Here is a 6128-nt window from a genome sequence, read left to right as displayed (position 1 = left end):
CGGCTGGAGGGGCACGGCCGCGAGGAGGACGTCGTACCGGGCGCCGATCTGTCTCGTACGGTCGGCTGGTTCACGAGCATGTTCCCCGTACGCCTCGATGTCGGGGGTGCGGATCTCGACGAGGCGTTCGCGGGCGGGCCCGCCGCGGGCACGGTGATCAAGGCGGTCAAGGAGCAGCTGCTCGCCATCCCGGACAAGGGCCTGGGCTATGGGCTGCTGAGGTATCTCAACGACGAGACCGGCGCGGTCCTCGCGCCCCACTCGACCGGCCAGATCGCCTTCAACTACCTCGGCCGCTTCTCCTCCTCCGACATGCCCGAGCACCTCCAGGGCCTCGGCTGGACCCGGTCCCCGGGCACGGGCGAGCTGATCCCGGAGATGGACGCCGACATGCCGGCGCTGTCCCTGCTCGACGTGAACGCGATGGTGACGGACGTCGGACGGGGACCGCAGCTCAGTGCCCGGTTCGGATTCCCCACCGGGGTGCTGTCCCGCGAGGACGTACAGGAACTGGCCGATCTCTGGTGCACCGCGCTGGAGGGGCTGACTCGGCACGCGGCGCAGCCGGACGCGGGTGGGCTGACCCCCTCCGACGTACCGCTTGTGCCGGTGCGCCAGGACGACATCGAGGCCTGGGAGAAGCGGTACCCGGGGCTGGTGGACGCGTGGCCGCTGACCGCTCTGCAGTCGGGGCTGCTGTTCCACGCGCTGCTGGCGGGCACCACGTTCGACGCCTACCACATGCAGATGGTCCACCACCTGTCCGGAAGGGTGGACCCGGACCGGATGCGGGCCGCCGGCCAGGCGCTGCTTGACCGGTACGCCAACCTGCGGACCGCGTTCGTGACGAACGCCGCCGGTGACCAGGTCCAGCTGGTGCTCGACGGAGTGGAGCTGCCGTGGCAGCACCTCGACGTGAGCGATTCGGGCGAGGGCGAGCGGGCGGAGGTGCTGCGCCGGTTCCTCGAGGAGGACCAGGCGCGTCACTTCGACCCCGCCGAGCCCCCGCTGCTGCGTATGACGCTGCTGACAGGACCGGAACGGTCCGAACTCGTCCTCACGACGCACCATGTGCTGATCGACGGCTGGTCCGTCCCGCTGCTGATGCAGGACCTGCTGCGCCTGTACGGCTCCGGGGGCGACGCCTCCGTACTGCCACGGGTGCGCGGATACCGGGACTTCCTGACCTGGCTGTCGCGGCAGGACCGGACGGCGGCCGCCCAGGCGTGGGCGGACGAACTCGAAGGCATCGACGAACCCACCCTCCTCGCCCCCCATGCCGGATCCGAACTCCACACCGAAGTGGGACAGGTCGCCGTCCCGGTATCCGCGGAACTGGCGCGTGCCCTGGCCCGGCGCGCCGCCGAGCTGGGCGTCACCCTCAACACACTGGTGCAGGGCAGCTGGGGGCTGCTCCTCAGTTGGCTGACCGGCCGGCGTGACGTGGTGTTCGGCACGACCGTATCGGGCCGGGCGCCCGTGGTCGCCGACGTGGACGCGATGGTTGGGATGTTCATCAACACCCTTCCTGTACACGTCGGTTGCGCACCCGGTGACTCGCTCGCGGGCCTGCTGACCGGACTGCAGGACCGGCAGGCCGCGCTGCTCGACCACCACCACTACGGGCTGGCCGACATCCAGCAAGCCACCGGGCTGCCCACGCTCTTCGACACCGTCGTCGTCTTCGAGTCCTACCCGGTCGACCGGGCGGGGATCAGCGCGGCGCACGGCGAGGCCGGGGTGGCGATCACCGGCCTCACCCCGTTCACCGGAAGCCATTACCCGCTGGCGGTGACCGCCGACGCCGACCCCCATCTGAGGCTGGCCCTGCAGTACCACCACCATGTGTTCGACCACGCCACGGTGTCCGTCATCGCCGACCGATTCGAGCGGGTGCTGCGACAGCTGGCGGCGGATCCCGAACTCACGGTCGGACAGCTCGACCTGCTCGACACGGCCGAGCGGAATCAGGTCCTGGTCGAGTGGAACGCCACCACGCGCCCCGTCCAGGCCGCCACCTTCCCCGAACTCGTCCAGGCGCAGGCCGCCGAACGCCCCGACGCCCTTGCCGTCGAGGACGAACAGGTCCGGCTCGGCTACCGGGAACTGGAGGAGCGCGCCAACCAACTCGCCCATCACCTCCGGTCGCTCGGCGCGGGCCGGGATTCCCTGGTCGGCCTGTGCGTCGAGAGGGGAGCGGACCTCGTCGTCGGGCTGCTGGGCATCATGAAGGCGGGCGCCGCGTACGTTCCGCTCGACCCCGGGTACCCGGCCGACCGGCTGGCGTACATGCTCAGCGACTCAGGTGCCCGCCTGGTGGTGAGCGAGCGGCGCTCGCGCACCGGCCTCGGCCCCACCGACGCCGTCGTCGTCGACCTCACCGAGGACCGCGACCGGATCGCCAAGCAGCCGGTGACCGCCGTCTCCGATGGGCCCGGCACCGACGACCTCGCCTATGTCATCTACACCTCGGGCTCGACCGGACGGCCCAAGGGCGTCCTCGTGACCCACGCCGGCATCGCCAACCTGGCCGCCGCGATGCACGACCGGCTGTGCATCACTCCCGACAGCCGCGTCCTGCAGTTCGCGTCCTCCAGCTTCGACGGCGCCGTCATGGAGGTGCTGATGGCGCTGCCCAACGGTGCGACGCTCGTCCTGCCACCGCACGTCCCCGTCGTCGGCGAAGCCCTCCAGGGGTTCCTGAGCGAACGGCGCATCACCCATACCCTTCTGGTGCCGTCCCTGGTGGCCACCCTGGACCCCGACGGTCTCGACGAGCTGCGCACCCTCGTGGTGGGCGCCGAGGCCAGCAGCGGCGACCTAGTGGCCCGCTGGTCCGAGGGCCGCCGCATGATCAATGCGTACGGGCCGACCGAGAGCACCGTCGTGGCGACGATGAGCGAGCCGCTCAGCGGTTCGGCCGTGCCGCCCATCGGCAGCCCTCTCCCCAACACCGGGGTGTATCTGCTGGACGACGCGCTGCGGCCGCTGCCGGTCGGCGTCGCGGGCGACCTCCACATCGCGGGGCCCCACCTGGCCCGCGGCTACCACGGACAGGTCGGCCTGACGGCCGAACGGTTCGTCGCCAACCCGTACGGCGAACCCGGCAGCCGGATGTACCGCTCCGGTGACGTGGCGCGCTGGCGCGCCGACGGCAGCATCGAATACCTGGGCCGCGCCGACGATCAGGTGAAGATCCGCGGCTTCCGTATCGAACTCGGCGAGATCGAGAGCGTGCTGGGCAGCCACCCTGACGTCGAGCAGGCCGTCGTGGTCGTCCGCGACACCCCGGCTGGCGGCCGACTCCTGGCCGCCTACGCGGTCCCCGAGACCGACGACACCGACGGGCTCACCGCCGCCTTGCGTGCGCACGCCGAAGCGGGACTGCCCGGCTACATGGTCCCTTCGGCCTTCGTGCTCCTGGGCTCCCTGCCGGTGACGTCCAGCGGCAAGCTGGACCGGTCAGCGCTGCCCGCACCGGAGTTCGGCCAGGGCGCGGAAGGGAGCAGGGGGCCGCGAAATCCTCGCGAGGAGCTCCTGTGCACCTTGTTCGCCGAGGTGCTGGGAGTGGAGCGCGTCGGTATCGACGACGACTTCTTCGCCCTGGGAGGGCATTCGCTGCTCGCCACCCGGCTCGTCAGCCGCATCCGTGCGGCCCTGGGAGCGGAGGTTTCGGTACGGGCCGTCTTCGACTCGCCCACCGTCGCGAAGCTGGTCGAGCAACTGTCGGCCGGGTCCGCGGCCCGGCCAGGGCTGCGGCGCTCCGCGCAGCTGCCACAGCGAGTACCGCTTTCGTACGCGCAGCGCCGCCTGTGGTTCGTCGACCGGTTCGAAGGGCCGTCGGCCACCTACAACCTGCCGCTCGTACTGCGGTTGACGGGCGAGCTGGACGTGCCGACCCTCCGGAGCGCCCTGCACGACGTGGTGGCTCGACACGAGACGCTGCGCACGCTCATCGACGAGGACGAGAACGGCATGCCGTTCCAGCGGGTTGTGCCGGCCGACGACATGTCGTTCCCGGTGTCCGTCATCGACACCGACCCGGCCGATGTGGACGGTGCGGTGGCCGACGCGGTGGCCCACACCTTCGACATCGCCGCCGAACTCCCCTTACGGGCCAGCGTTCTGCGCTGCGATGTGCGCGACCACGTCCTGGTGCTGGCGATCCACCACATCGCCGGTGACGGCGAGTCGATCCCGCCGCTGATGCGCGATCTGGGTACCGCCTACGCGGCGCGCAGTGAGGGCGCTGCACCTCGATGGCCCGAACTGCCGGTGCAGTACGCGGACTACACGCTGTGGCAGCGCGAGCTGCTCGGCGACGAGGGCGATCCGGGGAGCGTGGTGGCCATCCAGTCCGCCTACTGGCGGGACGAGCTGGCGGATGTGCCGCAGCCGCTGCGGCTGCCGACGGACCGTCCCCGGCCTGCCCGGTCCACCCACCGCGGTGACATGGTGGACTTCACCCTCGACCCCGAACTGGTCGCCGCGGTCGAGGAGCTGGCCACGGCCCGTGGGGCGACCGTCTCCATGGTGCTGCAGTCGGCGTTTGCGGTCCTGCTGCGGCAGCTCGGCGGCGGTGACGACATCACCATCGGTTCCCCCATCGCCAACCGCACCGATGACGCCCTTGCGGACCTGGTCGGGTTCTTCGTCAACACCTGGGTGCTGCGCGTCCGGATGCCCGACGACCCCTCGTTCACCGAGGTCCTCGACCAGGTCCGGCACAAGGCACTGACGGCGTACGACAACCAGGACGTTCCCTTCGAACGGCTGGTGGAACTGCTCAACCCGAACCGCTCCACCTCGTACCACCCGTTGTTCCAGGTCATGTTCGGCTGGCAGAACATCGTGCGCGAGGACTTCGAGCTGAGCGGCCTGCGGGTGGCGCTGAACACGGTCGCCACGGAGACCGCCAAGTTCGACCTGTTCCTCACGATGGCCGATGTTCCCGGGACGGGCGTGCTCGGCGGCCTCGAGTACGCCACCGACCTGTTCGACCGGACCACGGCCGAAGAGATCACCTCCCGCTTCGTACGGACCCTGCGACAGCTCGTCTCGCAGCCGGACGCCCCCGTCGGTGCGGCCGGACCGGTGCCGCCGGGTACCGGGCGTCAGGCGACCGTCCAAGGAACCCGCTTCGATCTGACCGAGGTCGAGGCCGCTCTGACCGGGCATCCCGCCGTGGCCGAGGCGGTCGCGGTCACGCACGACGGCGGAGGTACCGGCCGACGGCTGGTCGCCTATGTCGTCCCGGATAGTGCCGGGGACACCGGCGAGAGCATGGACTTCACGTCCGGTGTCTCCGCGGTGCAACTGCGGGAGTTCCTGACAGACCGCGTGCCGGACGCGATGGTCCCCTCGGTCTTCGTCGTACTGGCCCGGCTGCCGCTGACGCCGGAGGGGGAGACGGACCACGCGGCCTTGCCCGAGCCGGTGTACACCGGCGGCGACTATCGAGCGCCGCGAACCGTGGTGGAGTCCGTCCTGGCCGGGGTCTACGCCGAGGTGCTCGGCCTGGACCGGGTCGGGATCGACGACGACTACTTCCTGGTGGGCGGGGACAGCATCCGCTCGATCCAGGTGGTGGCGCGGGCGCGGGCACAGGGCGTCGAGATCAGCCCCCGGCAGATATTCGAACTGCGCACGGTGGCCGAACTGGCCGCGGCGGCGAGCGCCGAGAACGGTGCGAGCACGGTTCTGGCGGAGCTGGCAGGAGCAGGCGAGGGCTGGATGCCGCTGATGCCGATCGCGCGGTACCTGCTCGAACTGGGCGCCGACATCGGCCGGTTCGCGATGTCGACCGTGGTGGAGCTGCCGGACGGCATCGACGAGGCGGGACTTGCGGCGACGCTCAACGCGGTCATCGACCGTCACGACGTGCTGCGCTCCCGGCTCGTGGAGGGCGCCATGGAGGTGGGGCCGTCGGGGTCCGTCGATGCCGCGCGGCTGATCCGTCGTGCGGAGTCCGGTGTGGAGGTGCAGGGGGAGCTGGATGCGGCGGCGGGCCGGCTGGATCCGGCGGCGGGAGTGATGGCGCAGTTCGTGTGGTTCGCGGGCACGGGACGGTTGTTGATCGTGCTGCATCATCTGGTGGTGGACGGGGTGTCCTGGCGCATCCTGTTGCC

1 protein-coding gene is annotated in these 6128 nt (G+C 70.8%); it reads left to right on the top strand.

Features of this window, described 5'->3' with window-relative positions:
- Positions 1 to 6128, top strand: a 6128-nt coding sequence (locus BMZ82_RS38810; RefSeq protein ID WP_143099017.1) for a non-ribosomal peptide synthetase, incomplete at both ends; no start/stop codon positions are given.

It is taken from the genome of Streptomyces sp. yr375 (assembly GCF_900110755.1).
Lineage (GTDB): Bacteria > Actinomycetota > Actinomycetes > Streptomycetales > Streptomycetaceae > Streptomyces.
Note: the sequence above shows the minus strand (reverse complement) of the source record. Positions and strands in the feature narration are given on the sequence as shown.